Annotated in this window: 20 protein-coding genes; 10 read left to right on the top strand and 10 right to left on the bottom strand. The window is 70.5% G+C overall.

Annotation, left to right across the window (positions count from 1 at the left end; all coding sequences use genetic code 11):
* Positions 1-6 precede the first annotated feature (6 nt).
* The 3 genes from ACWD3H_RS09505 to ACWD3H_RS09495 all read left to right on the top strand — a co-directional run bounded on the left by ACWD3H_RS09505 (position 7) and on the right by ACWD3H_RS09495 (position 4,383).
* Complete coding sequence (locus ACWD3H_RS09505) at positions 7-1,854, top strand: sigma factor-like helix-turn-helix DNA-binding protein (RefSeq protein ID WP_451954617.1); 1,848 nt, start codon at positions 7-9, stop codon at positions 1,852-1,854.
* 103 nt (positions 1,855-1,957) lie between these two features.
* Positions 1,958-3,337 carry a cysteine--tRNA ligase gene (gene cysS / locus ACWD3H_RS09500; RefSeq protein ID WP_451954616.1) on the top strand — a complete coding sequence of 460 codons (1,380 nt, stop codon included), beginning with the start codon at positions 1,958-1,960 and terminating at the stop codon, positions 3,335-3,337.
* A gap of 134 nt (positions 3,338-3,471) precedes the next feature.
* Positions 3,472-4,383 carry an aldose 1-epimerase family protein gene (locus ACWD3H_RS09495; protein WP_451954615.1) on the top strand — a complete coding sequence of 304 codons (912 nt, stop codon included), beginning with the start codon at positions 3,472-3,474 and terminating at the stop codon, positions 4,381-4,383.
* A gap of 102 nt (positions 4,384-4,485) precedes the next feature.
* Here the strand turns inward: ACWD3H_RS09495 and rraA are convergent, their stop codons facing one another.
* On the bottom strand, positions 4,486-4,965 hold the full coding sequence (gene rraA / locus ACWD3H_RS09490) for a ribonuclease E activity regulator RraA (protein WP_451954614.1): 480 nt from the start codon (positions 4,963-4,965) through the stop codon (positions 4,486-4,488).
* Between the two features lie 108 nt (positions 4,966-5,073).
* Between rraA and ACWD3H_RS09485 the strand changes: the two genes are divergently transcribed.
* Positions 5,074-7,608, top strand: coding sequence for a penicillin acylase family protein (locus ACWD3H_RS09485; protein WP_451954682.1), 2,535 nt, complete (start codon positions 5,074-5,076; stop codon positions 7,606-7,608).
* A gap of 57 nt (positions 7,609-7,665) precedes the next feature.
* On the opposite strand, the gene ACWD3H_RS09480 is transcribed toward ACWD3H_RS09485, so the two are convergent.
* From ACWD3H_RS09480 to mshB, 4 genes are all read right to left on the bottom strand, one after another.
* Positions 7,666-8,862 carry an MBL fold metallo-hydrolase gene (locus tag ACWD3H_RS09480; RefSeq protein ID WP_355550788.1) on the bottom strand — a complete coding sequence of 399 codons (1,197 nt, stop codon included), beginning with the start codon at positions 8,860-8,862 and terminating at the stop codon, positions 7,666-7,668.
* Positions 8,863-8,930: 68 nt separating this feature from the next.
* The gene (locus tag ACWD3H_RS09475) at positions 8,931-9,356 is read right to left on the bottom strand and encodes a hypothetical protein (RefSeq protein WP_451954613.1); all 426 of its coding nucleotides are present in this window, start codon (positions 9,354-9,356) and stop codon (positions 8,931-8,933) included.
* 82 nt (positions 9,357-9,438) lie between these two features.
* Positions 9,439-9,930, bottom strand: a complete 492-nt coding sequence (locus tag ACWD3H_RS09470; RefSeq protein WP_451954612.1) for a DUF6113 family protein — start codon at positions 9,928-9,930, stop codon at positions 9,439-9,441.
* 14 nt (positions 9,931-9,944) lie between these two features.
* A complete protein-coding gene (gene mshB / locus ACWD3H_RS09465; RefSeq protein WP_451954611.1) occupies positions 9,945-10,850 on the bottom strand; it encodes an N-acetyl-1-D-myo-inositol-2-amino-2-deoxy-alpha-D-glucopyranoside deacetylase in 906 nt (301 codons plus the stop codon).
* A 98-nt stretch (positions 10,851-10,948) separates the two neighbouring features.
* On the opposite strand from mshB, the gene ACWD3H_RS09460 reads away from it, so the two are divergent.
* The 3 genes from ACWD3H_RS09460 (at position 10,949) to ACWD3H_RS09450 (ending at position 15,593) form a co-directional block, all read left to right on the top strand.
* Positions 10,949-13,009 (top strand): prolyl oligopeptidase family serine peptidase, encoded by a 2,061-nt coding sequence (locus ACWD3H_RS09460; protein WP_451954610.1) that lies wholly within the window; start codon positions 10,949-10,951, stop codon positions 13,007-13,009.
* A gap of 536 nt (positions 13,010-13,545) precedes the next feature.
* Complete coding sequence (locus ACWD3H_RS09455; protein WP_451954609.1) at positions 13,546-14,649, top strand: FAD-dependent oxidoreductase; 1,104 nt, start codon at positions 13,546-13,548, stop codon at positions 14,647-14,649.
* A gap of 122 nt (positions 14,650-14,771) precedes the next feature.
* On the top strand, positions 14,772-15,593 hold the full coding sequence (locus tag ACWD3H_RS09450; protein WP_451954608.1) for a L,D-transpeptidase family protein: 822 nt from the start codon (positions 14,772-14,774) through the stop codon (positions 15,591-15,593).
* A 36-nt stretch (positions 15,594-15,629) separates the two neighbouring features.
* Here the strand turns inward: ACWD3H_RS09450 and ACWD3H_RS09445 are convergent, their stop codons facing one another.
* Positions 15,630-17,375: an ABC transporter ATP-binding protein gene (locus ACWD3H_RS09445; RefSeq protein WP_451954607.1), complete on the bottom strand. Its 1,746-nt coding sequence runs from the start codon at positions 17,373-17,375 to the stop codon at positions 15,630-15,632.
* A complete protein-coding gene (locus ACWD3H_RS09440) occupies positions 17,372-19,063 on the bottom strand; it encodes an ABC transporter ATP-binding protein (RefSeq protein WP_451954606.1) in 1,692 nt (563 codons plus the stop codon). Before ACWD3H_RS09440 ends, ACWD3H_RS09445 begins: the two co-directional genes overlap by 4 nt.
* 115 nt (positions 19,064-19,178) lie before the next feature.
* Between ACWD3H_RS09440 and ACWD3H_RS09435 the strand changes: the two genes are divergently transcribed.
* Entirely contained in the window at positions 19,179-19,412 is a 234-nt protein-coding gene (locus ACWD3H_RS09435) for an RNA polymerase subunit sigma-70 (RefSeq protein WP_350921694.1), read from the top strand.
* Positions 19,413-19,414: 2 nt separating this feature from the next.
* Positions 19,415-19,966 (top strand): Clp protease N-terminal domain-containing protein, encoded by a 552-nt coding sequence (locus ACWD3H_RS09430; protein WP_355550769.1) that lies wholly within the window; start codon positions 19,415-19,417, stop codon positions 19,964-19,966.
* 252 nt (positions 19,967-20,218) lie between these two features.
* Here the strand turns inward: ACWD3H_RS09430 and ACWD3H_RS09425 are convergent, their stop codons facing one another.
* From ACWD3H_RS09425 to ACWD3H_RS09415, 3 genes are all read right to left on the bottom strand, one after another.
* Positions 20,219-20,956 carry a succinate dehydrogenase/fumarate reductase iron-sulfur subunit gene (locus tag ACWD3H_RS09425; protein WP_355550835.1) on the bottom strand — a complete coding sequence of 246 codons (738 nt, stop codon included), beginning with the start codon at positions 20,954-20,956 and terminating at the stop codon, positions 20,219-20,221.
* Between the two features lie 84 nt (positions 20,957-21,040).
* On the bottom strand, positions 21,041-22,969 hold the full coding sequence (locus ACWD3H_RS09420) for a fumarate reductase/succinate dehydrogenase flavoprotein subunit (protein WP_451954605.1): 1,929 nt from the start codon (positions 22,967-22,969) through the stop codon (positions 21,041-21,043).
* A gap of 56 nt (positions 22,970-23,025) precedes the next feature.
* Positions 23,026-23,787, bottom strand: coding sequence for a succinate dehydrogenase cytochrome b subunit (locus ACWD3H_RS09415; protein WP_355550764.1), 762 nt, complete (start codon positions 23,785-23,787; stop codon positions 23,026-23,028).
* 198 nt (positions 23,788-23,985) lie between these two features.
* Between ACWD3H_RS09415 and ACWD3H_RS09410 the strand changes: the two genes are divergently transcribed.
* Positions 23,986-24,918: a LysR family transcriptional regulator gene (locus ACWD3H_RS09410; protein WP_451954604.1), complete on the top strand. Its 933-nt coding sequence runs from the start codon at positions 23,986-23,988 to the stop codon at positions 24,916-24,918.
* Positions 24,919-24,978: the final 60 nt, after the last annotated feature.

The raw sequence follows: 24,978 nt of genomic DNA, 5'->3' as shown, positions 1-24,978 counted from the left end.
ACCTCAATGAACCTCAGCCTGAGCGACATCGCGCCACCTTTGCGCTGGACCTCTCCCGGCCAGGTAGCGCCGATCGCAACCGATCCACGCCTCCCAGAGGCGTGGTGGCAGGCGCTTCCGCTCGACAGGGCCTGCTCCACCATCGGGACGCCCGAGGTCGCCGGACGCCTGACCGACCTCGCCCTGGCGTGCTGGGGTCACCTGATGCTCGGTGACGTCCTCCCGCTGCTCAGGTTCGCCGACCCCGCCTCGAGCGTACGCACGCCCGAAGGGCTCGGCCGCGAGACGGTGCACAAGCTGTTCACCGGGGTGCTGGAGCGGCTGCTCGAACCGGTCACCGAGGAGAGCGTCGCCCGGACCCGCCCGGCAAGGCCCGACCGGCCACTGCCCGAGCTGATCGACGAGGTCTTCGCCACGCTGGACGAGCGGCAGCGGGCCATCGCCAGGGACCGGCTCTACGCCTCCCAGCGGGCCACCCTCGACGACCTGGCCCAGCGCTTCTCCGTCACCAGGGAGCGCATCCGGCAGATCGAGCGTGACCTGCGCGACCATGTCGAGGCCTGGCTCGCCAAGGATGACGCGGCCCCGCTGACCGGCCACGTGTCCTGGCTGCGGGGCCGGCTGGGCTCCGCCGTGCCCGCCGACGACCTGGCCGCGGCGGTGCCCTGGCACCGCACCGACCTGGCCACGCTGGGCATCCCCTCCTGGCGGTTCGTGAGGACGCTGCTGAGCGGCTACGAGCAGGTGGACGGCTGGCTGGTCGCGGGCGGTGCGGACGAGCTCAGGGAGAAGACCAGGCAGCTGTTCACGGACGGGCCGCGCCCGCTGGACGAGGCCGTCACGCTGGTCAGCCAGCTCGGCATCCGCGAGGACGTGGCCGAGCGCTGGCTCATCGCGGTGCCCCAGCTGCGGGTGCTGGAGAACCACGTGGTGCCCTGGCCGCGCAGCGTCAACGACAAGGCCGAGGCCGTGCTCGCGGTGGCGGGCAACCCGCTGACGCCCGAGGAGATCCAGGAACGCATCGGCGAGGACTACAGCCTCGTCGGCATCCGCAACCAGCTCACCGCCGACGACCGGTTCCTGCGGGTCGACCGGAACAAGTACGGGCTGTCGCGCTGGGGTGGCGAGCAGTATCTGGGCATCCGGGAAATGATCGTCAGGGAGATCGAACGCGCCAACGGCGAGGCGTCCGTCAACACGATCGTCACCAACCTCACCGGGCGCTACGACGTGAGCGAGAGTTCGGTCCGCGCGTACGCCGGCGGCCCCGGCTTCGAGCGCACGCAGCGCGGGTGGATCCGGGTGGCCGGAGCCGAGCAGGCCGACTACCAGCCGCGCCGCGACGTCTCGGAGACCCGGCGCTGCTTCCGCAGCCGCGACGGGCGCTGGTGGCACCGGGTGGACGTCAACGCCGAGCACCTGCGCGGCTCCGGCTCCCCGCTGCCGACCGGCTTCGCCGCGCACCTCGGCATGGCCCCCGGCGGCCAGCTGACCGCCTCCACCCCCTCGGGCGACGTGGTGATCAGCTGGCACAACCAGCCGACCATGGGCTCCATCCGCCCCGTCCTGATCGCCACCAACGCCTCCGAGGGTGACCACGTCTTCCTGACCGTCTCCGACGGCGGCGAGTTGCTGACCCGCTACCTGCCCGCCGCCTCACCGGCGCTGCCCGCCCTGAACCGGGCGCTGCACCTGATCGGCTACACGGCGCCGGTGGCCTCGGAGGCCGAGGGCATCCGGCTGATCGGCGCCCGCATCGGCCTCTCGGACGGCTGCACCCGCGAGGAGGTGATCGCCCGCCTGCGCGACCGGGGAGACCGCGAGATCCTCGCCTTCCTGGAAGGCAGTGTCTGATGGCGCTCGCTCCGCTCGCGTAGGCTCGGCCGAGTCGGCTCCCATCGCGTGTGTGTGGAGCCCGTCCGATGTGGGATCGGGGTTGATTGCGTAGGCTCGGCGTATGTTGCGCCTGTATGACACGCGGAATCGCCAGGTCGAGCGGATCGTTCCCGAGGGGAGCCGCTCGCTGCGGATGTACACCTGCGGACCGACCGTCTACAGGTCGGCCCACGTGGGCAATCTCCGGTCATACCTGCTGTCCGACCTGATCAGGCGGGTCAGCGAGCGGCAGCGGGTCCGGGTGGTGGTCTGCCGCAACATCACGGACGTCGGTCACCTGGTCGACGACGCCGAGATCGACCCCTCCGGCGAGGACAAGGTGCTCGCCCAGGCGAGGGCCGAGGGGCGCAGCGCCCTGGAGATCTCACGGTTCTACGAGAACGCCTTCCTCGCCGACACGGCCGCGCTGAACATCCGGCCGCCCGAGCACTCGCCCCGGGCCAGCGAGACGATCGACCTGATGATCGAGATGATCGCCAAGCTGATCGAGAAGGGGCACGCGTACGCGGTGCCCGACGGGTCGGTCTTCTTCGACGCGGCCTCCTTCCCGACGTACGGTGAGCTCTCCGGCAACCGGCTCGACCGGCTGAGGCCGGGCCACCGGGTCGAGGGCGTCGATCCGCGCAAGCGCTTCCACGCCGACTGGGCGCTGTGGAAGCCCTCGGACCGGGAGCTGACCTGGGAGACGCCGTGGGGCCGGGGCTTCCCCGGCTGGCACATCGAGTGCTCGGCCATGTCGCTGCACCTCCTCGGCGAGCGCATCGACGTGCACACCGGCGGGATCGACCTGCGTTTCCCGCACCACGAGGACGAGCGCGCCCAGTCCGACGCCACCGCCGGACACGAGGTGGTGCGGCACTGGGTCCACGGCGAGCACCTGCTCTTCGACGGGCGCAAGATGTCGAAGTCCACCGGCAACGTGGTGCTGCTCAAGGACGTGGCGGACGCGGGTCTGGACCCGCTGGCCGTGCGGCTGGCGCTGCTTGAGCACCGCCACCGCCAGCAGATGAACCTCACCTGGGACACCCTGCGGGCCGCCGACAGGACCCTGCGGCGCTGGCGGAGCCAGGTGGCCGAGTGGTCGGAGTCGCCGAGCGGCCCGATGCCCGCCGATCGGGTCTCCCGGATCGAGGCGGCCTTCGACGACGACCTCGACACCCCGCTGGCGCTCCGGCTCCTGCGCGAGCTGGAGCGCGACGGCTCGGTCGCCCCCGGTTCCCGCTTCGAGGCGTTCCTGCACCTCGACCAGATCCTCGCCCTGGACCTCTCCCTCGACATCGGCAGGTCGAGGAGCCTGCCCGGGGGTGCCGCGGAGCTTGTCGAGCAACGCGCCCGAGCCCGCGACGCCCAGGACTGGGCCACCTCCGACCGCCTCCGCGACGAGTTGGCCGCCCTCGGCGTGAAGGTCGTCGACACCCCGGAGGGCCAGACCTGGTCCTGACATCCCCCTGACCGGCCCTCGGCGCGGTCCGTGTCAGAAACCCGGTCTCTGACACGGCCACGGAGCGGCCCGCGCCGGGAACAGCCCCTGACACGACCCGCCACAGAGCTGTCTCATAGGTGTTGAATTACCGGGTGACAAACATCGCGCCCACCGGGACTCAGTACACCATCGCGGCCGACGGTTTCCAGGCGGTCATCACCGAGGTCGGGGCCGGCCTGCGGAGCCTCACCCTGGACGGCCGGCCGCTCGTCGTCGACTTCCCCGAGGACCTGTCCCCGATCGGCGGCGCGGGGCTGCCGCTGCTCCCCTGGCCGAACAGGATCGAGGACGGCCGCTACACGTTCGACGGCGAGGAGCGGCGGCTCGCGCTGAGCGAGCCGCAGACCGGCAACGCGATCCACGGCTTCTCCCGGTCGTTCCCCTGGCGTGTCCTCTCCCACGACGACACCTCGATCCGGCTGGGGCTGCGGCTCTTCCCCCAGCTCGGCTATCCGCACATCCTGGATCTGTCCATCCGGTACGCGCTGGGCGCGTCCGGCCTGGAGGTCGAGGTGGCCGCGGAGAACATCGGCACCACCGACGCGCCGTACGGCTTCGGGGCCCATCCCTACCTGACGCTCGGCACCCTCGACGACGCGCTTCTGGAACTTCCCGCGAGCCAGTGGCTCGCGGTGGACGACCGGAAGATCCCCACTGACCGCCAGGACGTCAAGAAGACCGAGTACGACTTCAGGACCGCCCGCCCGATCGGCCGGACAGTGCTCGACACCGCGTTCACCGACCTGGCGCGCGGCGCCGACGGGCTGGTACGGGTGCGGCTGAGCGACGCGGACGGGACCCGCGGGGTCCAGCTGTGGGCGGGTGAGGGGATCGAGTGGCTCCAGCTCTACACCGGTGACACCCTCCCCGAGGAGCACCGCCGCCAGGGGCTGGCGGTGGAGCCGATGAGCTGCCCGCCGAACGCCTTCCGCAGCGGTGAGGACGTCATCCGGCTCGTTCCCGGAGACCGCGCCGTCCACCACTGGGGAATCGGCCCGATCTGACCTGCCGCCAGGACCGGGGCCGCCTCCTCCCCCGGTCGCTCCCGGTCCCGGCCGTGGGGCGGCACTCCGGGCCGGGACTCCTCGGCGACCGGGAACGGCACGTCAGGAGAGCTCGACGGGGCTGACGAGGATGCCGTCCTCGTCGCTGTAGAGCCAGGCGCCGGGGGTGAAGACGACCTCGCCGAAGGTGACGGGGACGTCGAGCTCGCCGGTGCCCTCCTTGGCGCTCTTGGCCGGGTTCGATCCGAGGGCCTTGATACCCAGGTCCAGGCCGGCGAGGGCGGCGGTGTCGCGGACGGCGCCGTTGATGACCACGCCTGACCAGCCGGAGGAGACGGCCGAGGCCGCGATGAGGTCGCCCATCAGCGCGGTGCGCAGTGAGCCCGCACCGTCCACCACCAGCACGCGGCCCGCACCGGGGGTGGCCAGGACCCGCTTGACGAGGGCGTTGTCCTCCAGACAGCGGACCGTCGCGATCGGGCCCGCGAATCGGGCGCGCAGGCCGTAGGAGCGGAACTGGGCCAGGCAGCTCGCGACCGCGGCGCCGTGGGCGTCGACCAGATCGGCCGTGGAAAGTGTCATACCCGCATCTTCGCTAATGACCACAATGCCGGGACCTCTGGGGTGGTGCCACACTTGCTGGAGCATGTCGCCTAGGAGGTTTTTGTGAGGTTTCGCCCGTACGCCTGGATGCCCCGTCCGTTCAAGTGGCTGGCACGCGTACTTTCCGTCCTCGTGGTGCTCGGTCTGCTGTTCGCCGGGGCCGGCGTGTGGAGTGTACGGGCGTCCTTCCCCCAACTCGAAGGCGAGCTCAAGGTACGTGGCCTCACCGGGAAAGTCACCGTATATCGCGACAAAACGGGTATCCCGCATATCTATGCGGACTCCCCCGACGACCTGTTCCTCGCCCAGGGCTACGTGCACGCGCAGGACCGCTTCTTCGAGATGGACTTCCGCCGCCACGTGACCGCCGGCCGGCTGTCGGAGATGTTCGGCTCGGCGACGCTGACCGAGGACAAGGTCATCCGGACCATGGGCTGGCGAAAGGTGGCGGAGAAGGAGCTGCCCCTGCTCGGCGAGCAGACCAGGCGCTACCTGGACGCCTACGCCGGCGGGGTGAACGCCTGGATGGAGCAGAACAACGGCTTCGCCGCCCGGAGCCTGGAGTACGTGCTGCTGCGGGCGACCAGCCCCGGCTACAGCCCCGAGCCGTGGACCCCGGTCGACTCGCTGGCCTGGCTCAAGGCCATGGCCTGGGACCTGCGCTCCAACCTGACCGACGAGATCGGCCGGGCCCTCGCGGCGAGCAAGCTGCCCCGCGGGCGGGTGGAGCAGCTCTGGCCCTCCTACCCGTACGACACCCACCAGCCGATCGTCACCCGGGGCTCGGTCGGCGAACGCGGGTTCGACCAGGACGAGGAGCCGAAGAAGAGCGTCACGGAGCCGCCGGGGACACCGGCCACCGGGGCGCTGGTCCGGGCGGCGGCGGCCATCCGCGCGGTGCCGAGCCTGATGGGCGACCCGGCGGGCGGCAGCGGCATCGGCTCGAACTCGTGGGTGGTCGGCGGCAAGCACACCAAGTCGGGCAAACCCCTGCTCTCCAACGACCCCCACCTGTCCGCGGGCATGCCCTCGGTCTGGTACCAGACCGGACTGCACTGCCGCGCCAAGGGTCCCGAGTGCCCGTTCGACCTCACCGGGTTCAGCTTCTCCGGCGTGCCCGGCGTGATCATCGGCCACAACGACAGGATCTCCTGGGGCTTCACCAACCTCGGCCCGGACGTCGCCGACCTCTACCTGGAACGGATCAAGGATGATTCGTACCTGTTCATGGGCGACTGGAAGCCGCTGACCACCAGGACTGAGACGATCAAGGTGGCCGGAGGCGCCGACGTACAGCTCAAGGTGCGCGACACCATGCACGGGCCGATCATCTCCGACGTCCTGCAGAGCACGAAGGACACGCTGCCCGGCATGGACGCGGTCTTCGAGGAGAAGGCCGACGCGGTCGCGCTCAAGTGGACGGCCCTGGAGCCGGGCAGGACCGCTGACGCGATCTTCGAGCTGAACACCGCGCAGGACTGGCAGCAGTTCCGGGCGGCGGCGAGCAAGTTCGAGGTGCCCGCACAGAACCTGATCTACGCCGACACCGCGGGCAACATCGGGTACCAGGCCCCCGGGCGGATCCCGGTGCGGAGCCACGGCGACGGCACCTGGCCGGTGCCGGGCTGGACCGGCGAGTACGCCTGGCAGTCGACGATCCCCTTCAACGAGTTGCCCAGCGTCTACAACCCGCCGGAGGGCTACATCGTGACCGCCAACAACGCGGTCATCGACCCCACCCGCTACCCGTACAACCTCACCAAGGACTGGGCGTACGGATACCGCTCCCAGCGCATCCTGGACCGCCTCCGCGACGCGGTGAAGGACGGCAAGGTGGACGTGGCGGCGATGAGCGCGCTGCAACAGGACACCGACAACGGCTTCGCCGACCTCCTGGTGCCCAGGCTGACGGACGTCAAGATCGCCGGGCCCGCCGAGGACGCTCGCGAGCTGCTGCGGAAGTGGGACCGCTCGCAGGGTGAGGACTCGGCCCCCGCGATGTACTTCAACGCCGTCTGGCGGCACCTGCTCATCGAGACCTTCAACGACGACCTGCCCGAGGGAGCCTGGCCCGGCGGCGGCGACCGCTGGTTCGAGGTCGTCCGGGTCATGCTCGACAAGCCGGACGACGCGTTCTGGGACGACAGCGGCACCCCGCGTACCGAGACCCGGGACGACATGCTGCGACGGGCGATGGCCCTGGCCTACGACGAGCTGAACGCCCGGCTCGGCCCGGACGTCAAGGACTGGCGCTGGGGAGACCTGCACTCGCTGAAGCTCGTCCACCAGACCTTCGGAACCTCGGGGATCGGCCCGATCGAGTGGCTGTTCAACCGGGGCCCGTTCCCGGTGGCCGGCAGCGACGACGCGGTCAACGCCGCCGGCTGGGACGTCCAGTCCGACTACACGGTGGGCTGGCTGCCGTCCATGCGAATGGTGGTCGACCTGGGGAACCTGGACGAATCCCAGTGGATCAACCTGACCGGCGCCTCCGGCCACGCGTTCCACGACAACTACTGGGACCAGGCGCCGCTCTGGGCGAGCGGGAAGACCGTCCCCATGCTCGCCCGCGAGGAGTCCGTCAAGAAGGCGGCCACCAACGTCCTGACGCTCAGCCCCTGATGATCCGAGGCGGGCGCCAGGAGGCGCCCGCCCACCGGGACGCCGAGTCGCAGGCCGTCAGGTGGTCAGCACGCGGGACTCGCCGACGGCGAGGTCCCACAGGTCGGCGCGGTCCCGCCCCGCCTCCGCCCAGGCCGCCCTGGCCTCCTCCACCGGCGCGAGGAGCGACTCTCCTGACAGTACGAACGTGCCCCAGTGCATGGTCGCCATCCGGCGCGCCCCGACGTCCTGGCAGGCCCGTACGGCCTGCGCGGGGTCGACGTGCACGGCCTTCATGAACCAGCGGGGCTCGAACGCGCCCACCGGCATCAGGGCCAGGTCGATGCCGCCCGGATAGCGCGCCCCGATCTGGGCGAAGCGCTCGCCGTAACCGGTGTCCCCGGCGAAGTAGATCGTCTGGTCGTCGGAGGCGATCACCCAGCCGCCCCAGAGGGTCCTGCAGGTGTCCCAGACCGTGCGGCGGCTCCAGTGGTGGGCGGGTACGAAGTCGAAGCGGACACCGCCCACCCAGGTGCTCTCCCACCAGTCGAGCTCGATGACGTGGCGGAACCCGCGTCTGGTGAACCAGGACCTGAGCCCGGCCGGGACGAGGACCGGCGTGCTCCGCGGCAGCCGCCGCACGGTCGGCGCGTCCAGGTGGTCGTAGTGGTTGTGGCTGATCACCACGGCGTCGATCCGGGGCAGGTCCGCCCACGCGACGCCGGGCGGGGTCAGGCGGGGCCGGGTGCCGGGGATCTTCCTGGCCCAGACCGGGTCGGTGAGGATGGTCAGCCCGCCGATCTGCACCACGTACGTCGCGTGGCCCACCCAGGTGAGGACCGCGTCGGTCCCCGTCGGGCGGGGAAGCCCGTCCCGGTGGACCGGGATGCGGTCCGCGTCCCCGACCCCTGGGCGGAGCCTGCCGTGCCACATGATCGCCAGCAGCTCCTGGAAGGTCGGGACCGGCGAGGTCAGCCGATCCCTGAAGCCACCCGGCCACGACCGCCGGGGCGCGGGTGCCGGGCGGCCCGGCGGACGCGCCGGTCGCGGCGCCGGTCGTACGGGCGGCTCCGGTCGGGTGGGGGCTTCCGGGAGCGTGGCGGAACCGGCCGCCGCCTCGGCCACGGCCATTCGTTTGGGAGCCCGGCCCAGCTGTCTCAGCGCGCGCGCCGGCCGCGTGGCGAACCGGGCCGACCACCCGGAACGGCGGGGCGGCTCTTCGACAGGGCTCGTGAGTTCTGTGGCGGCGGCTTCGGGGTGGGACGTCTGCGACATGGGCGGTCCCCTTCTGTCATCGTCAGCTCACCCCCTGTTGATCCCCCCACAGAGAGATCCATTCCCTTTTAACAGGATTTAGTACGAAACCACCACGGGGATCTGCGGGCGTAGTTGCCGTCCTCCAGGTTCGCCAGCCGCTCGAAGAGGTTCCACGAGGCGTGGTCGCCGCAGATCAGCATGGAGACCGCCACCGCCACGACGTAGAGCGGGAGCATCGGCAGGCCCACGCAGAACATGTACTGGGAGGCGTGCCGGTCCTCGTGCCTGAGCAGGGCTCCGGCGAGGAAGCCCTCCTCGTGCTTGGTCAGCACCACGTTGCCCACGGTGAACGCCGAGGCGATCGGGAACCGGAAGCGGTAGCCGTACGCCAGGATCAGCCCGTCGGGCCCGGCGGCCACCCTGGCCCGCCCGAGGCGCGCCAGTAGCAGCCCCAGGGGCGTGGACAGGTTGATGTGGTTAACAGTCCGCCGTACCCGATGTAACCGCCGCATACCGGGATTGTGCGTCATCCGGACGGCTCGCGGTAGCGGTCCTCACCGCGCGGGGTCCGGGCAGAACCCGGCCGGGCGAGCCTCAGGTGCCGGGCGGGACCTGCGGGCCCGGCGGGGGCTGCGGGCCCGGCGGGGCGGGTGAGGGCTGCGGGCGAGGACCGTACCCGTGCTGGGTGAGCAGCCACGAGCCGCCCTCCGCGGCCGGTGGCGCGAGCAGGACCCCCATCGCGACCGCCACGAGGCCCCCGTAGAGGTAGACGTAGCCGGACAGGTCATTGGCGATGACCAGGTCGCCCTCCGGCCGTCCGGTGATCCAGATCATGGTGATCAGCGCCCAGCCCATCGCGAACGACAGGGCCGCCGCCTTGCCGCGGGTCATCCGGCCCGCTCCGTAGGTGATCGCGAACAGCAGGGCGACGCAGACGAGGGCGGAGACCGGGACGGGCCTGATGTACCAGGAGTGCTCGAACCCGCCGAGGACGCCCATCAGCAGCCCGAACATGACGAGCACCGCGTTGACCGCCACGGTGACAACCGTCTCCGAGGGTTCGCGTGTCGCGGGAACCTGCTCCATCACAAACATCGAGGCTAACCGATCCCGGCGAAGAGGTCGTCCTCGCGGCCATAAGGCTCGCCGAGACCTCCCACCTCGATCGGCGCTCCCGGCCCCGCGGGACCCCGCGCGCCGGAGCGGAGAATGAAGTGCTCGATCCCGAGCAACTCCTGGCCGACGTCGTTGGACAGGGCGAACCAGGGCGGGCTCACGCTGATCTGGGTGGCGTGCGCCCGCATCGCGTCGATCTTCCGTTCGAGATGGGCACGGGCGTCGATCTCGGTGGTGACGTCATCGTCCGCGCAGCCGAACGGCAGGTCGGCGACCGGCTCGACCAGGAAGGGGACGCCGTTCTCGCGCATCGCCTCCTCGCCCCTGATCATCACCGACCTGGGCATGGCGGTGTGGTAGAACTTCGAAACGCGCCACGGGCCGCCCTCGCCGAACGCCGGGTCCGCCGCCAGCTCGAAGGCCCGCCAGGTGACCCGGTGGGCCTGGATGTGGTCGGGATGGCCATAGAAGCCGTTCTCGTCGTAGGTGACGAGCACCTGGGGCCGCACCTCGCGGATGATCCTGACGAGCTCGCCCGCCGCCTCGTCCAGATCGGCCTGCCAGAAGGCGTTCGCGGCGTGGTTGGAGACGACGCCCATCATGCCGGAGTCGCGCCAGCGGCCCCGGCCGCCCAGGAACCGGTGGTCGGTGACGCCGAGCGCGGCGCAGGCCGCGGCGAGCTCGGAGACGCGGTGCTCTCCCAGGGTGTCGTCGCGATCGGCGGTCAGGTGGGCCAGCTCAGGCGGGATGACCTCGCCCTCCTCCCCCAGGGTGCAGGTCACCAGCGTGACGTGCGCGCCCTGGGCCGCGTACCTGGCCATGGTGGCCCCGCTGCCGATCGTCTCGTCGTCCGGATGGGCGTGCACGAGCATCAGGCGCCGGTCAGTCATAGGTTCGAGGGTATCGATGCCAGGGATCGCCCAGAACCTCCGAATTCACCACTTCTGGAAAACAGGACAGCCGATGCGGAACTGGCAAGATGGCTCGTATGAGTGAGAGCTTTCCTCGCCTGCACGCCAGAACCCGCCGATTCACCCTCGGAGTGCCCCGCGGTTTCACGATCGCTCCGGGCGGTGATCGCGTCGTCTTCCTACGGACCAGAGGCGGCTCCGACCCGGTGACCTGCCTGTGGGAGTACGACGTCCTCAGCGGCGCGGAACGGCTCGTCGTCGACCCGCGCGCGCTGGCCGCGGACGACGAGAACCTGCCCCCCGAGGAGCGGGCGCGCCGCGAGCGGAGCAGGGAGCAGGCCGGCGGCATCGTCGGATACAGCACCGACGCCACGGTGACCACCGCCGCGTTCGCGCTCTCCGGTGGCCTCTACGTCGTCGACCTGAAGACCGGGTACATAAGGAACCTGAAGACCCCCGGACCGGTGATCGACCCTCGGATGTCCCCCACCGGAGAACACATCGGCTACGTGACCGGCGGCGCCTTCCACATCCAGGACCTGGCGGACGAGGTCGACCATGCGCTGGCCCGCCCCGAGACCCCGGAGGTGACCTACGGCCTGGCCGAGTTCATCGCCTCCGAGGAGATGGACCGCATGCGGGGCTACTGGTGGTCCCCGTCGGGGGACGCGATCCTGGTCGAGCGGGCCGACGAGTCGCCGGTCCAGCGGTGGCACATCTCCGACCCGGCCAACCCGGCCCGGCCCGCCGCCGAGCAGCGCTATCCCTCCGCGGGAACCGCCAACGCCGGGGTCGAGCTCTTCGTGCTGACCCTCACCGGGGCCCGCGTCCCCGTGCCCTTCGACGACGAGTACCTGGTCAACGCCGCCTGGGACGCCCACGGCCTGTCGATCGTCACCATGACGCGCGACCAGCGCACCATGCGGCTGCTCGCCGTCGACCCGGCCACCGGCACCTCCACCCCGGTGCGCGAGGACACCGACCCCGCCTGGGTCGACGTCGTCACCGGCGTGCCCGGCCACCTGGCCGACGGCAGCCTCGTCTGGGCCGCCACCTCCGAGGGCGGCCACCGCCTGATCGTCGGCGACGACCCCGTCACGCCGCCCACCCTCCAGGTCCGCGAGATCCTCGACATCGACGGCGAGACCGTGCTCTTCCGGGCGAGCGGGGAACCCACCGAGATCGCGGTATGGGCGTACCGGAGGGGTCAGATCACGCTCGTCAGCCCGACCGAGGGCGGCGTCTACAGCGGCCACACCGCGGGCGGCACCCTCGTGATCACCGGTCAGACCCTCGAAAGCGAGGGCTCCGTCACCCGGGTCCTGCACAACGGCACGCCCCGCGGCCACATCACCTCGTACGCCGAGCGCCCCGGCCTGGACCTGCGGGTCTCCCTGATCAGGGCGGGCGAGCGCGACCTGGCCACCGCGGTGCTCCTGCCCTCCGGTCATGTGCCGGGCTCTGCGAGACTGCCGGTCCTCATGGACCCGTACGGCGGACCGCACGCCCAGCGCGTCCTGGCCGCGGCCGGGGCGCACCTGACCAGCCAGTGGTTCGCCGACCAGGGTTTCGCGGTGGTCGTGGCCGACGGCCGCGGCACCCCGGGGCGGGGCCCCGAGTTCGAGCGGGCCATCCTGCACGACCTGGCCACCCCGATCCTGGAGGACCAGATCGACGCCCTGCACGGCGCCGCCGCGCGGTTCCCCGACGACCTGGACCTGACGCGGGTCGGCATCCGTGGCTGGTCCTTCGGCGGCTACCTGGCCGCCCTGGCCGTGCTCCGCCGCCCCGACGTGTTCCACGCGGCCGTCGCGGGAGCCCCGGTGACCGACTGGCGCCTGTACGACACCTGCTACACCGAGCGCTACCTCGGCCGGCCCGACGAGGGGCACTACGACTCCTCGTCCCTGTTCGCCGACGCCGAGAAGCTGGACCGTCCCCTCCTGCTGATCCACGGCCTGGCCGACGACAACGTGGTCGCCGCCCACACCCTCCGCCTCTCCTCGGCTCTGCTGGCCGCCGGTCGCCCGCACAACGTGCTGCCGCTGTCCGGGGTCACCCACATGACCCCGCAGGAGGTCGTGGCGGAGAACCTGCTCCTGCTCCAGGTCGACTTCCTCAAGAAGGCCCTGGTCTGAGCCGGGGCCATTCCCGTCAGAGGGTGTGACGCCGTGCCGGTGCGGCACAGAACCGCTCACCAGCACGGCGTCCCCCATCGGACGCGCGGCTGAATTCCCCCGGTCGCCACGTTCTGGAACAAGTACGACTCGACCCCCCAACAGTCCCACCGAGGATATATAGGCGAGTCCCCGGGGCAACGTAGGCAATCCAGCCCGCCGTGCCCCCGATCGGCCCACCGCGCCCGCCGGGGAACGGCCAAGAATGCGCCGGTATTCTCCCGAGCCGATCCATGGATTGGCGATGAAAATCCGGCACGCCGCCAAACGCTCGTCATCATGGGATTTGGGGCGCGTATGGCTTTTCCCCGTTCGGTACTTTTTTCCCATTCGCCGGTGGCCATCCGTCCCCCATCCCGGATTCGCCGCCATTCCGGGGTTCACCGGTGCCTCGATTTACCCTGGAGAAGTTTCAGCGATCGTCGTGACGGCCTTCCTCGGTCGGCCACGCCGAAAATTGATCGAGCTGGACGGATCCAGAAAGAAGGCGTTCCCAGGTGCGCGCGAATTCAGAGAAGGTACTTGTCGTCGGAGCCGGTGTGAGCGGATTGACGACCGCGCTGTGTCTGGCCAGGGAGGGATTCCGGGTCACCGTCATCGCGGACAGGTTCGCACCCGACATCGTCTCGGTCGTCGCGGGCGCGCTGTGGGAGTGGCCGCCCGCGGTCTGCGGTTACCACCACGACCAGGTCTCGCTCGCCCGCTCCAAGAGCTGGTGCGTCACCTCGTACCGGATATTCGAGGAGCTGGCCCGGTCCGGAGTTCCCGGGGTGGCCATGCGGAGGTCCAACTTCTATTTCAAGCACCCCGTCGAGGAGAATCCCCACGATCTCCACAAGATGCGGGAGCTCGCGGGGAAGGTGCGCGGCTTCGTCCGCGACCGATCGCTCGCCGAGCGGAACGGCATCAGCCCCGGCTACGGCGTGGTCGACGCCTACTCCCACCTGGCGCCCATGATCGACACAGACCGGTACATGCTGTGGCTGATGCGGCAGGTCAAAACGCACGGGGTGCGGGTCAGACGGCATCGGATCGAGGGGACGCTGACCGAGAGGAAGGCCGAGCTCCTCGACCGGTTCGACGCCGAGGTGATCGTCTGCTGCGCGGGGCTCGGCACCGCCGAGCTCCGCGGTGTCAGCATGTATCCACTCCGCGGTGCGCTGGTGCGGGTCCGCAACGACGGGATCGACGAGGCCCACTGCGTCTCCCACGACGAGGCGAACAACAGCGAGCAGGACATCGTCTTCATCGTGCCGCGCAGTCCGCAGATCCTTGTTCTCGGCGGGCTGGCGGAGAAGGACGAGTGGGACACCGGAATCAACCTGGAGAACCACCCTCCGGTGCGGGACATGTACGAGCGCTGCCTGGCCTTCATGCCCGCGCTGCGAAGTTTCGAGCTGGATCCCGATGAGCCGGTACGGGCCGGACTGCGGCCGTTTCGGAAGGAAAACGTCTGCCTCGAATGGGACGAGGAAGGGCGGATCATCTACAACTTCGCACACGGCGGGGCCGGATTCAGCTTTTCCTGGGGCTGCGCCCAGGAGGCCGTCGGCCTGGTGCGCGCGGCCGTGGAGGACCGTACGTACTCCTACTCCTGCTGAGCATTCTCTTTTCTTCCCGAAGTCGACGCGAGACGGCCTGAATACGGTGAGGTGGCCCGGTGCCTCCGTCACCGCATATCACCCTGCCCGGTCGCGACGACAGACCAAAAAGGCTCACTGAAATGCAGAGAATCGTCAAGTGCCTTCTGATCGCGAACACGGCCCTCGCGCTCACCTCGTGCCTGCCGTTCGGCATCGCGAACACCGGCGTCGCGTCACCGAGACGCTCCGAACCCGCCGTCGCCGATGACCACCCGCCCCGTTCCGAGCACACCCCACTGTCGCGTTTCCCCGTCCTCCGCCCCGGTGACCGGGGAACCCAGGTCCAGGAGATCAAAAAACGTCTCGACCGGCTGGGGTTCAACACAGGATCTTCCAGTCAGGAGTACAACCCCGCGCTGCGCGCGGCCGTATGGGCCTTCCAGAAGGCCAACGGACTGCCCGCCGTCGACGAGATCGACCCGCCGACCTGGAAGGCCCTCGCCCACCCCGCGCGTCTCAGACCGCTGGTGCCCTGGGGAGAGCCCACCAGGGTGGAGATCGACCTGCGTCGCCAGCTGCTCACCGCCTGGCGGGACGGCGAGCCGGCCCTGGTCACCCATATCTCGACCGGTAACGACAAGCACTACTGCAAGAACGGCCACTGCGGGGTCGCCGTCACGCCCGTCGGAGACTTCCGCTCCTGGTGGCGGACCACCGGATGGACCCACGGGCCGCTGGGCGACCAGTTCTACACCATCTACTTCAACGGGGGCATCGGCTTCCACGGCTCGGAGAGGGTCCCGCTGCACCCCGCGTCCCATGGCTGCATCCGGGTCCCGCTGCACAACGCCAAGCCCCTGTTCGACATGATCCCGACAGGAACGCCGGTCCACGTCCGCCGCCCGGCCCCTCCCGAGCCTCCGAAACAGGACGCGGCCCGGCCGAAGGCCCTCCGAGACTGACTCCCTCGGCGCGGCCGGGGCGGCCTTCGGCACTCGTCACTTGGAGGTGCCGTGCCAGCTGCGCCACAGGGCCGCGTAAGAGCCTCCCGCGGCGACCAGTTCCTCGTGGGAGCCGAGTTCGCTGATGCGGCCGTCCTCCACCACCGCGACGCGGTCGGCGTCGTGGGCCGTGTAAAGGCGGTGGGCGATGGCGATCACCGTACGGCCGTCCAGGACGGCGGCCAGCGAGCGTTCCAGGCGGCGGGCCGCGCGGGGGTCGATCAGCGAGGTGGCCTCGTCGAGGACCAGGGTGTGCGGGTCGGCCAGCACCAGCCGGGCCAGGGCCAGCTGCTGGGCCTGGGCGGGGGGAACGTGCTCGCCGCCGGAGCCGACCGCCGTGTCGAGCCCCTCGGGCAGGGCCTCGACCCAGTCCCAGGCGTCCACGGCCTCCAGCACCTCGCGAACCCGCGCGTCGTCGGCGTCGGGCCTGGCGATCAGCACGTTGTCGCGCACCGTGCCCCGGAAGATGTGGTGCTCCTGGGTCACCAGGGCGACCTGGCCGCGCAGGTCGTTCAGGGGTAGCTCGACCAGGGGGACGCCGCCCACGGTGACCGAGCCGGTGCGGGGGCCGTGGATGCCGGCGAGCAGGCGGCCCAGCGTGGACTTGCCCGCCCCCGACGGGCCGACCATGGCCAGCCGCTCGCCCGGCTCGACCAGCAGGTCGATGCCGTGCAGCACGTCGTGGCCCTCGCGGTAGGCGTAGCGGACGTCGTCGGCCGCCAGCGCACTGCCCTCGGGAGCGGCGGAGGTGGCCTCGCGGTCGTCGGGCACCTCGGCGACGCCGAGCAGCCGGGCCATGGAGGCGCCGCCGACCTGGAGCTCGTCGATCCACATCAGCAGCCGGTCGAGCGGGTCGATGAGCTGCTGGACGTAGAGCGTGGCCGCGGTGACCTGGGCCAGCGAGACCCAGCCCTGGACGTAGAACAGACCGCCGATGACCAGCGTCGCCACGATCGGGATCACGTAGCCGAGCTCGACCGAGGGGAACCAGACGGTGCGCAGCCCCAGCGTGTAGCGCTCGGCCGCCCACGAGCGGGCGATGTCGGTGTCGGTGCGACGGTGCCGCCGCTCCTGCAGGCCCAGGGCCTCCACCGCGCGGGCGCCGCCGACCGTCTCGGCCAGCCCGTCGGTCATGTCGGCGTACGCGGCGCTCTCGCGCAGGTAACCGTCCCTGGCCCGGTTGAGATACCAGCGGGTGGAGATCCACAGGATGGGGACGGCCAGCAGCGAGGGCAGCGCGAGCAGCGGCCCGACCAGTACCAGCGCGCCGACGGTGATCAGGCAGGTGACCAGCGCGATCATCGTCTCGGGCACGGCGTGCCGTACGGTGCGCGACAGCGAGTCGACGTCACGCGAGGTCCGCGAGATCAGGTCGCCGGATCCGGCCCGCTCGACGACGGACAGCGGCAGGCCGAGCACCCGCCCGACGAACTCCTCGCGCAGCTCGGCGAGGACCTTCTCACCGAGCCTGGCCGAGGCGTAGACGGCGAACCTGACCAGCACCGCCTGGGCGACCAGGAAGCCGCCGATGGCCAGCGACACCATGGTGACGTCGGTCCCGGTGCCGTCCTGGACGCCCTGGACGAGGCCGCCGAGCAGCCACGGCACCGCCAGGCCGGCGACGGCGGCCAGGCCGTGCAGGCCCAGCGCCACGGTGAGCCCTCCGGGATATTTCAGGGTGAGCCTGCGGGCGTACGCCCGAACCTGCGCGGTGTCGGCGACGGGCAGGATCTGCCTGCTCATGACTCCTCACCCCGGGTCACGACGGCGGTGTAGCCCGGGTGGGTGGCCAGCAGCTCCCGATGCGTGCCCTCGGCGCGCACGACGCCTCCCTCGACGTAGATGACGTGGTCGGTGCGGTCGAGCACCAGCGGGCTGGTCGTGCAGACCAGCGTGGTCTTGCCCGCGCGGGCCTTGGCCAGCCGGTCGGCGATGCGGGCCTCGCTGTGCGCGTCGACCGCGCTGGTGGGCTCGATGAGGATGAGCACCTCCGGGTCGAGGGTCAGCGCCCTGGCGAGCCTGAGCCGCTGCTGCTGACCGCCGGAGAACTCCCGGCCGGCCTCGGCGACGCGCCCCTCCAGACCGCCGGGCAGCGCCTCGACGATGTCGACGGCGCACGCGGCCTGCAACGCCCGGGTGATCTCCTCGTCGGAGGCGCGGCCGGTGACGTCCAGTTCGTCCCTGAGCACCCCGGCGAACAGCTGGGCCTCGTTGTCGGCGACGAGGACGCGGCGGCGGACCTCGGAGATCGGCAGGGCGTCGAGCGCCACGTCGCCGAAGTCGACGTCGCCGTCGCTGTAGCGGCCGAGCCGGTCGGCGATGGTCACGGCCTCCTCGGGGACGGCCGCCGCGACGGCGGTGAGCATGCCGGGGCGCACCGCGACCCCGGAGGTCACGTCGCGCAGCAGGCCACCCTCCGAGCGGCCGGTGCCGCCCTCCACCTCGGGCTTCAGCGCCAGGATGCGCACCACCCTGCGGGCGGCGACGTGCCCCTTGGTCAGCTTGTCGGCCGCCTCGGTGAGGGTGCGCACCGGGGCGATCAGGAAGACCGCGTAGCCGTAGAAGGCGACGAGCTGGCCGGCGGTGATCTCGCCGCGCATCGCGAAGGTCGCGCCGAGCCAGGTCACCCCGGCGATCAGCAGTCCAGGCAGCAGGACCTGCGCGCCCTCCAGCATCGACTCGACGGAGGCCACCCGCACGCCGGCGTGACGCACTCGCTGCGACTCGGCGCCGTAGCGGTCGGCGAAGACCCGCTCACCGCCGATGCCGCGGAGCACCCGCAGGCCCGTGACGATGTCGGCGGCGCGGGTGGCGAGATCGCCCTGCAGGTCGCGGTGGTCGTTCTGGCGGCGGTGCAGCGGCTTGAGCAGGGGTGCGACGGCGACCGCCACGAGGGGCAGGCCGACCAGCACCATCAGTCCCAGTTGCGGCGAGGCGTCGATCAGGATGACGGTCACGACGGCGATGGCGACGACGGCGCCGCAGCCGCGGAGCAGGATGTCCATCGCGTTGCCGATGTGGGCGATGTCGGAGTTGCCGACGCTGACCACCTCGCCGGTGGACATGCGTTTGGGCAGGGTCGCGCCCAGCCGGGTCGACTGCCTGACGGTGACCTGGACGGTCCGGTAGGCGGCACTCAGCCAGTTGTAGACGGCCATCCGGTGCCGCAGGATGCCCGTGACGGCCTGGGTGATTCCCAGGGCGAGCACCACGGCGCCCCAGGTGACCAGGGCCGATAGGTCCTTGGCCGTGATCGCGTCGATGCCGTTGCCCATCGCGGCGGGGACGAGCGCCATCGCCAGCCACCACAGGATGGCGTAGCCGATGCCGAGGAGCAGTGGGCCTCGCTGCATGCGGGCCACCCACAACAGGTAACGGATCGGGCTGCGGGCATCGGGAAGGCCGGGGTCGGCGGCTGGTAAGGAGCGCATCTCACAACAAGGGTCACAAACTCCGACCTGGCCCGGCAAACGATTTTCGGCCTCCCCGGCGTGTCGCCGTCAATCAGGGTTGACAGATGGACCTCGTCAACCTAAATTGACAGACATGAGTGATACGGCGCAACTGGCATCCGACGCCGGTAGCCGCGATCCGGCCGTCGGCCTGCGGGCCGTACGGGCACTGCGGACGCTGGTCGACCGGCTGGAGGCCCTCCAGGTGGAGAACGCCAGGGACCAGGGCTGGTCCTGGCAGGAGATCGCGCACTGTCTGGAAGTGAGCCGGCAGGCGGTGCACAAGAAGTACGCGGGCGGCCGAGGGCTGCTGAGACGGAGGGACTGACCATGTTCGAGAGGTTCACCGACAATGCCCGGCAGGTGACGGTCCTCGCCCAGGAGGAGGCGCGGCGCCTGCGGCACGGCCACATCGGCACCGAGCACCTGCTGCTCGGCCTGCTACGCCAGGGCGACAGCGTCGGCGCCCAGGTGCTGACCGGCCTAGGCCTCACCCACGAGCGGGCCGACGAGGCGGTCGGCCGCACTCCCCGCGCCGGCGAGCTCGACGCGGAGGCCCTGGAGACCATCGGCATCGACCTCGACGCGATCCGGGAGAAGGTCGAGGCCGCCTTCGGGCCCGGCGCCCTGGATCGCCCCCGCGACCGCAAGGCACCCCGGGGCCACGTTCCCTTCACCCCCGGCGCCAAGAAGGCCCTGGAGCTGTCACTGCGGGAGGCCCTGCGGCTGAAGGACAAACGCATCGGCACCGAGCACATCCTGCTCGGCCTGGTCCGCGCGGGCGCGGGGCCCGGGATGCGGGTCATCACCCAGGCGGGCCTCACCGCCGACGAGGTCCGCCACGAGATCGCCCGCCACCTCGGCCGGCCGGACCGGCACTGATCTGAAGGAACCGGCCGGAGTCCTCCGGCGGTCGAATCTGCCGCACCACCACCCTGAGCGCGTCCGGAGGCGACAGAACGCGCTCTCGGCCGAACGGTCATCAGCCCCTCATCGGCCGGATGGATCACGCCGGGACGGCGCGAGCCGTACATCACTTCGGATGTACGGCTCGGTGAACCCGGGAAGGCCCGGATGATCGATCGGGGCATCCGGCCCCGGGGGACGGGACCGGATGCCCGGCGACCACCTGATCTACTTGGCGGCCCGCAGGTAGTCGTGGTTCATCTGGGCGATGGTGTCAAGCGGGATGCCCTTGGGGCAGACCGCCGTGCACTCACCGGTGTTGGTGCAGCCACCGAAGCCCTCGGCGTCCATCTGCTCGACCATCGCGACGGCACGGGAGTCGCGCTCGGGCTGGCCCTGCGGCAGCAGGCTCAGGTGGGTGATCTTGGCCGCGGTGAAGAGCGAGGCCGAGCCGTTCGGGCAGGCGGCGACACAGGCGCCGCAGCCGATGCAGGTGGCCGCGTCGAACGCCGCGTCGGCGTCGACCTTCTTCACCGGGACGCTGTGCGCGTCGGGGGCCGAACCGGCCGGGACGGAGATGAAGCCACCCGCCTGGATGATCCGGTCGAACGCCGAGCGGTCCACGACCAGGTCCTTCACCACCGGGAAGGGCGCGGCGCGCCACGGCTCGATGGTGATGACCGCGTTGTCCTCGAAGTGACGCATGTGCAGCTGACAGGTGGTGGTGGCCACCTGCTCACCGTGCGCGACGCCGTTGATGACCATGCCGCACATGCCGCAGATGCCCTCGCGGCAGTCGTGGTCGAAGGCGATCGGGTCGTCGCCCTCCAGGATGAGCCGCTCGTTGAGGACGTCGAGCATCTCCAGGAAGGACATGTCCGGTGACACGTCCTCGACCCGGTAGTTGACCATCCGGCCCCCGTCCTTGGGGCCCTTCTGACGCCAGACCTTGAGAGTGAGGTTCATACTCATGGTTCGCTTACCTCTCCTCATTCGCCGCGCGGATCGCTCGTTCCTCGCCGGCCGCTCCGCTCACTGCGTCGGGTGCGCTCACTTGTAGCTCCGCTGGCTCATCTTGACGTACTCGTAGTCGAGGTCTTCCTTGTGCAGGATCGGGCCCTGCTCGCCGTACTCCCAGGCCGCGACATAGGAGAAGTTCTCGTCGTCGCGCAGGGCCTCGCCGTCGGCGTCCTGCGACTCGGCGCGGAAGTGGCCGCCGCACGACTCGGTGCGGTGCAGCGCGTCGATGCACATCAGCTCGGCCAGGTCGAAGAAGTCCCCGACCCGTCCGGCCCGTTCCAGCGCCTGGTTCAGCTCGTCGGCCTCGCCGGACACCTTCACGTTCCGCCAGAACTCCTCGCGCAGCTCGGGGATCCGCTCCAGCGCCTTGCGGAGCGACTCCTCGGTGCGCTCCATGCCGCAGTACTCCCACATGATCTTGCCGAGTTCACGGTGGTAGGAGTCCGCGGTGCGGTCGCCGTTGTTCGTCAGCAGCTTGTCGATCTTCTGGCGCACCTCGGCCTCGGCCTCGGCCACATCGTCCTCGTCGACCTCACTGTAGGGGCCGTTCGCGAGGTAGTCGCCGATCGTGGTCGGCAGCACGAAGTAGCCGTCGGACAGGCCCTGCATCAGCGCGGACGCGCCGAGACGGTTGGCGCCGTGGTCGGAGAAGTTGGCCTCGCCGATCACGAACAGGCCCGGGATCGTGGACTGCAGGTCGTAGTCCACCCACAGGCCGCCCATCGTGTAGTGGACGGCGGGGTAGATGCGCATCGGCTGGGCGTACGGGTCCTCGCCGGTGATGCGCTCGTACATCTCGAAGAGGTTGCCGTACTTCTTCTCCACCGCATCGCGGCCCAGACGGCGGATCGCGTCGGCGAAGTCGAGGTAGACACCCAGGCCGCCGGGGCCGACACCGCGGCCCTCGTCGCAGACGTTCTTGGCCGCGCGGGAGGCGATGTCACGCGGGACCAGGTTGCCGAACGCCGGGTAGATCCGCTCCAGGTAGTAGTCGCGCTCCTCCTCGGGGATCGCCGAGGCCGGACGGGCGTCGCCCGCCTTCAGCGGCACCCACACGCGGCCGTCGTTGCGCAGCGACTCCGACATCAGGGTCAGCTTCGACTGGTGGTCGCCGCTGACCGGGATGCAGGTCGGGTGGATCTGGGTGTAGCAGGGGTTGGCGAACATCGCGCCGCGCCGGTGTGCCCGCCAGATCGCCGTGGTGTTGCAGCCCTTGGCGTTCGTCGACAGGAAGAACACGTTGCCGTACCCGCCGCTGGCCAGCACCACCGCGTCGGCGACGTGCCGCTCGATCTCGCCGGTGACCATGTCACGGACGATGACGCCGCGTGCCCGGCCGTCGGAGACGATCAGGTCGAGCATCTCGTGACGGGTGTGCATCTTGACGGTGCCGGCCGCGATCTGGCGCTCCAGCGCCTGGTACGCGCCGAGCAGGAGCTGCTGACCCGTCTGGCCTCGGGCGTAGAAGGTACGGGAGACCTGCGCGCCACCGAAGGAGCGGGTGTCGAGCAGACCGCCGTACTCGCGGGCGAACGGCACGCCCTGGGCCACGGCCTGGTCGATGATGTTCACACTGACCTGGGCGAGCCGGTAGACGTTGGACTCGCGGGCGCGGAAGTCACCGCCCTTGACCGTGTCGTAGAAGAGCCGGTAGATCGAGTCGCCGTCGCCGCGGTAGTTCTTGGCCGCGTTGATACCGCCCTGGGCCGCGATGGAGTGCGCGCGGCGGGGCGTGTCCTGGTAGCAGAACGAGGTGACGTTGTAGCCGAGCTCGCCGAGGGTCGCGGCGGCCGAGCCGCCCGCCAGCCCGGTGCCCACGACGATGACGTGGAGCTTGCGCTTGTTGGCCGGGTTGACCAGCTTCGCGGAGAACTTGCGCTTCTCCCAGCGGTCCTCGATCGGGCCGTCGGGGGCCTTGGTGTCACGGATCGGCTCACCTTCGGTGTACCCCGTGCTCATCGCGGTCCTCACCCCTTGTTCTCCGTGCGGAAGACCCGCCGGGTTCGAGCTCTTGCTCACTTGATCACTCCGATCGCGACCGCCACCGGGACCGCGAGGAAGCCGATGACCAGCAGCGCCGACAGGCCCGCGGCGACGGCCTTCAGCGGGCGGTAGCTGCGGCTGCTCGCCAGGCCGAGCGTCTGGAAGGCGCTCCACAGGCCGTGGCGCAGGTGCAGGCCGACCATGACGAGGGCGAGCACGTAGAACAGGGTGACCCACCAGCGCGACGGCGCGAAGCCCTCGACCAGGCGGTCGTAGGGGGTGGCGCCGCCACCGGCCGGGTTGACCGCGCCGAACGTCAGGTCCAGCAGGTGGTAGATCACGAACAGCACGATGATGACGCCGCCGTAGCGCATGGTGTGGACCGCGTAGCCGTTCGCCCTGGACTTGCGCCTGGCCGCGTACTTGACCGGGCGGGCCTTGCTCGCCCGCCGGGCCAGGGAGATCGCCGACCACATGTGCAGGGCGACCGCGACGACCATCACGACCTCGACGACGGTCAGCAGGACCCGGTGCGGGAAGATCGGCTCGCCCATGGTCCGCAGGAAGGCCGCGTAGGAGTTGAACGACTCGGCACCGGCGAAGCTCTTGAGGTTTCCGGCCATGTGGCCGATCAGGAAGAGCACCATCACGGCGCCCGTGATGGCCATCACGGCCTTCTTGCCGTTGGAGGAGCCCAGGAAGCCGCCTTTTCGCCTGGGCTTCGCGGTCTTCGCGGTGTCCGCGGGGGGTTTCACAGACGCGGTGGCGGATCCGCGCTCAATCGTGGCAGTCACCCCTGTGACGCTAGGTAAGGGGATTTATCCAAGTCCAAGTCATCGCGGATGTGGTTTCCATAGCCTGCGGCTATTACCTCTGCGTCCCCGCTGCTTCCGGTGTCGCGTCTCGCCGCGTGGTGCGAGCAATCTCACATTGTCTCTCCCACCACCACCCGCCCCGAATCCGCGGTCGGAGGGTCCGTACGCTAGGGAAACGTGCAGCTCCAGCAACTCGCCTATTTCGTGGCGGTCGCCGAGGCTCGGCACTTCACCCAGGCCGCCGAGCGGATGCGCGTAGCCCAGCCCTCGCTGAGCAAGCAGATCAAGGCCCTGGAGGCCGAGCTCGGCGCGCCGCTGTTCAGTCGTGCCCGGGGAAACGTCACGCTGACCCCCGCGGGCGAGGCGTTGCTACCGCTGGCCCGCCGCATGCTGGCCGACGCCGAGACCGCCAGGAGCGAGGTCGGCGAGCTGGCCGGGCTGCGCCGCGGCCGGGTCCGGCTGGGCGCCACGCCCTCGCTCTGCGCGGGGCTGCTCGCCGACGCACTGGCCAGGTTCCACCACACCTACCCCGGCATCGAGCTGTTCGTGGAGGAGGGCGGCTCCCGCGACCTGGTCCGCACCCTCGCCCGGGGCCAGCTCGACCTGGCGCTGATCATCATGCCGCTGCACAGCGACGACCCCGCCCTCGTCACCGAGGAGGTGCTGCGGGAGAACCTCGTCGTCGCCTCTCCCTCGACCACTCGCGTCCGCAAATCGTACGTGCGCATCGAAGAGTTGCGCCGCCGGCCGATGGTGATGTTCAGGCGCGGATACGACCTGCGGGAGGCCACGCTCAACGCCTGCCGGCAGGCCGGGTTCGAGCCCAGGTTCGCGGTGGAGGGCGGCGAGATGGACGCCGTGCTGCGCTTCGTGGAGGCCGGGCTGGGGGTCGCGCTGGTGCCCTCGATGGTCCTGGACGGCCGTCCGGGACTTTTCGGGACACCCCTGGCTCCTCCCGGGCTGCGCCGCACCATCGCCATCGCGCACCGCAAGGACGTCGAGCCCACCCGCGCGGCCCAGGCCTTCCGCGCGACCCTGCTCCTCTTCCTCGCCGAGGCCGCCCACGAGGGCAGCCTCCCTCAGGGACTGGACCTGATCATCCAGGGTTGACTCCGGTGTGGACACCGCCGGCATCCCGCGCCCGCTCCGCGCCTCCCGGCGGGCGGTGAA

The sequence above is a fragment of the Streptosporangium sp. NPDC002607 genome, assembly GCF_053592655.1.
The sequence above is the reverse complement of the archived record's forward strand: the minus strand, read 5'-3'. Positions and strand labels throughout refer to the sequence as shown.

Coding starts and splice junctions, on each gene's coding strand:
- ACWD3H_RS09445 (WP_451954607.1), bottom strand. CDS start 17,375: ATGAGCAGGCAGATCCTGCCCGTCGCCGACACCGCGCAGGTTCGGGCG.
- rraA (WP_451954614.1), bottom strand. CDS start 4,965: ATGACACTTTCCACGGCCGATCTGGTCGACGCCCACGGCGCCGCGGTC.
- ACWD3H_RS09435 (WP_350921694.1), top strand. CDS start 19,179: ATGAGTGATACGGCGCAACTGGCATCCGACGCCGGTAGCCGCGATCCG.
- cysS (WP_451954616.1), top strand. CDS start 1,958: ATGTTGCGCCTGTATGACACGCGGAATCGCCAGGTCGAGCGGATCGTT.
- ACWD3H_RS09425 (WP_355550835.1), bottom strand. CDS start 20,956: ATGAACCTCACTCTCAAGGTCTGGCGTCAGAAGGGCCCCAAGGACGGG.
- ACWD3H_RS09480 (WP_355550788.1), bottom strand. CDS start 8,862: ATGTCGCAGACGTCCCACCCCGAAGCCGCCGCCACAGAACTCACGAGC.
- ACWD3H_RS09475 (WP_451954613.1), bottom strand. CDS start 9,356: ATGCGGCGGTTACATCGGGTACGGCGGACTGTTAACCACATCAACCTG.
- ACWD3H_RS09485 (WP_451954682.1), top strand. CDS start 5,074: ATGCCCCGTCCGTTCAAGTGGCTGGCACGCGTACTTTCCGTCCTCGTG.
- ACWD3H_RS09440 (WP_451954606.1), bottom strand. CDS start 19,063: ATGCGCTCCTTACCAGCCGCCGACCCCGGCCTTCCCGATGCCCGCAGC.
- ACWD3H_RS09470 (WP_451954612.1), bottom strand. CDS start 9,930: ATGGAGCAGGTTCCCGCGACACGCGAACCCTCGGAGACGGTTGTCACC.
- ACWD3H_RS09430 (WP_355550769.1), top strand. CDS start 19,415: ATGTTCGAGAGGTTCACCGACAATGCCCGGCAGGTGACGGTCCTCGCC.
- mshB (WP_451954611.1), bottom strand. CDS start 10,850: ATGACTGACCGGCGCCTGATGCTCGTGCACGCCCATCCGGACGACGAG.
- ACWD3H_RS09450 (WP_451954608.1), top strand. CDS start 14,772: ATGCAGAGAATCGTCAAGTGCCTTCTGATCGCGAACACGGCCCTCGCG.
- ACWD3H_RS09505 (WP_451954617.1), top strand. CDS start 7: ATGAACCTCAGCCTGAGCGACATCGCGCCACCTTTGCGCTGGACCTCT.
- ACWD3H_RS09420 (WP_451954605.1), bottom strand. CDS start 22,969: ATGAGCACGGGGTACACCGAAGGTGAGCCGATCCGTGACACCAAGGCC.
- ACWD3H_RS09460 (WP_451954610.1), top strand. CDS start 10,949: ATGAGTGAGAGCTTTCCTCGCCTGCACGCCAGAACCCGCCGATTCACC.